Consider the following 2,281-nt stretch of genomic DNA (forward strand, 5'->3'; position numbering starts at 1 on the left):
ACGAAGCGCACCGCCGCCGAGGTCGCCGAGGACCTGGCGCAGCGCGGCTTCCCCGTCGGCACCGTCCACGGTGACCTTCGCCAGGAGGCGCGGCAGAAGTCACTCGACGCGTTCCGCACCGGCGAGGTGGAGATCCTCGTGGCCACAGACGTCGCGGCCCGGGGCATCGACGTCGACGACGTCACGCACGTGGTGAACTACCAGACCCCGGATGACCCGATGACGTACGTCCACCGCATCGGACGCACCGGGCGCGCCGGCCACTCCGGCACGGCGGTCACCCTGGTCGGGTTCGACGAGCAACACAAGTGGGAACTCATCGATTCCGAGCTCTCGCTAGGCAAGAAGGAGCTGCCCACCTGGTTTTCCACCTCCCCGGAACTGTTCGAGGCGCTGGACATTCCGGACTCGGCTGCACCAACCGTGGGCCGCCCGCGTAAAGTTCTCGGGGCGCGGCCAAAACGGCCAGCGGAAAAGAGCCAGAAAAAGCAGGGAAGGAACCGGCGTTGAATAGACCGTTGCGACGTACCCGGGGCGATCTGATCGCCACAGGTGTCATAACCGCCGTATCGGCAGGCCTCCTGGCCACAGCGTTCTTCACCGCGCCGATTCGCTCCTCTGAGCTCACCCCGGCTGCGGAGCAGCAGGAGGACTACGGCCAGTTAGCGGTCGTGCCAGAGTCGCTCACCGAGTCGTTCCGCCTGCCCGACTCCTCCCCCAACTCGGCTCCGCTGGTGGTCAACGGCCTCATCATCACGTACAACGACCACACCATCACCGCCACCACCCCGGAGGGCGACACCGCCTGGACGTATACCCGCGACAAGGAGCTGTGCACGCTCGCCGGGGCGTGGGACAAGGTGGTTGCGGACTACCGCGGCAATGGCGGCTGCGGCGACGTCGTGGGTATTGATGCAAAGACCGGCGAGTACGCGTCGACACGCTCCGCCCCAGGCCCCGACCAGGTGGCGAACGTCTCCTCCAACGACCGCGTCGGGTACGTCAGTTCGCAGCACGTCGAGCTGTGGCGCTCTGACCTGGTGCGCACCGTGGAGTACGGCACCATCGAGGCCCCGCAGGAGCCCGACATGCAGCCCAACGAGTGCCCGATCACGTCGGCGCTCACCCGCACCGAGCTCCTCGCCGTCACCGAGGTGTGCGACGGCGGCACGTTCCTCCGCTTCCAAAACGCCACCCCGGAGGACTCCCGCTCCCCGGAGATGAACGGCTCCGTCGAGCTCCCCGAGGGCGCCTACCTCGTCGGTATCTCCCAGGACGCCGCCGCGATCTACGACCCGCAGTCTTCAGAGGTGCGCTCCTACAACAAGGACGGCAAGGAGCTCAAGGTCTCGGAGGTCCCGGAGCTGCCAGAGCCTGAGCAGCTTGACGACGCCACCCGCATCCTCCCCGTCCACGACCTCCCCCACCACATGACGTACCACGTGGGCGACTACCTTCTGCTCCTGGACCCCGCCGAGCTCAACGTCACCGGCGTGTTCCAGGGCGCGAAGGGCACCGGCTTTGCCGCCGACGACCGCCTCCTCTACGCCTCGGATTCCGGTGTCGCGGTCATCAACTGGGACAAAAACTCCGTGGAGAAGATCATCCCCGTGGACCGCGGCGACTACAACGGGCCGATCTCCATCGACTCCGCGGGCGCCACCGTGGTGGAAAAGCGCGGCGACGAGATCGTCGCGCTCAGCGCCGAGTAGTCGCGGGCACCGGGGCGTCGATTAGCGCTCTGCTTTGCGCAGCTCGTAACGGGCTTCGTTGTACTGCGCCGTCTGCGGGTGGAACACGGTGAACAACACGAGTGCGGCGGAGATGCCGGTAACGATGCCCAGGGCGACCGCGCCGCCGGTCACCATATAGAAGGCGACACCGATGAGGATCGCCTGGATCAAGACGATTGCGCCCGTGCTGCGCGGCCGGCCCTGCAGCGTGCGGACGGCCACGAACGCGACAAAGCCGAAGATGATGAGCAGGAAGACCGCAGTGCCGAGGGGGACGAAGTGCGTCGCTGCGGAATCGGACTCCAGCGAGCTGTCCTGCACCCCGCGGACCTGGGCGACAAGGAGGCTGCCCGCGTACACAAACATGGCGAGGCATTGGACGAGGACGACGACGGCGCCGAACCGCATGATGGGCGGAACCACTGCGGAGGCACGCCGTGCCGTTTCCAGGTCCATTGGCGGGCGTGGTTGACGAGGAGAGCGGGATTTCTTTTCAGTCACGTCTTGTTAGTCTAACCGTCACTTTGCGGTCGACTTCACCGCGACAT

At 66.4% G+C, this 2,281-nt stretch carries 3 protein-coding genes; 2 read left to right on the plus strand and 1 reads right to left on the minus strand.

The window, feature by feature from the left end; all coding sequences use genetic code 11:
* Both EAW56_RS11800 and EAW56_RS11805 read left to right on the plus strand, forming a co-directional pair.
* Positions 1–510, plus strand: a 510-nt coding sequence (locus EAW56_RS11800; RefSeq protein ID WP_208636520.1) for a helicase-related protein, incomplete at its 5' end; no start/stop codon positions are given.
* Positions 507–1,712 carry an Rv3212 family protein gene (locus EAW56_RS11805; RefSeq protein WP_095536386.1) on the plus strand — a complete coding sequence of 402 codons (1,206 nt, stop codon included), beginning with the start codon at positions 507–509 and terminating at the stop codon, positions 1,710–1,712. The genes EAW56_RS11800 and EAW56_RS11805, both read left to right, overlap by 4 nt.
* 21 nt (positions 1,713–1,733) lie before the next feature.
* On the opposite strand, the gene EAW56_RS11810 is transcribed toward EAW56_RS11805, so the two are convergent.
* The gene (locus EAW56_RS11810; RefSeq protein ID WP_233125489.1) at positions 1,734–2,234 is read right to left on the minus strand and encodes a hypothetical protein; all 501 of its coding nucleotides are present in this window, start codon (positions 2,232–2,234) and stop codon (positions 1,734–1,736) included.
* Between the last annotated feature and the right edge of the window lie 47 nt (positions 2,235–2,281).

The organism is Corynebacterium gottingense (assembly GCF_003693265.1).
Classification (GTDB): Bacteria; Actinomycetota; Actinomycetes; order Mycobacteriales; family Mycobacteriaceae; genus Corynebacterium; species Corynebacterium gottingense.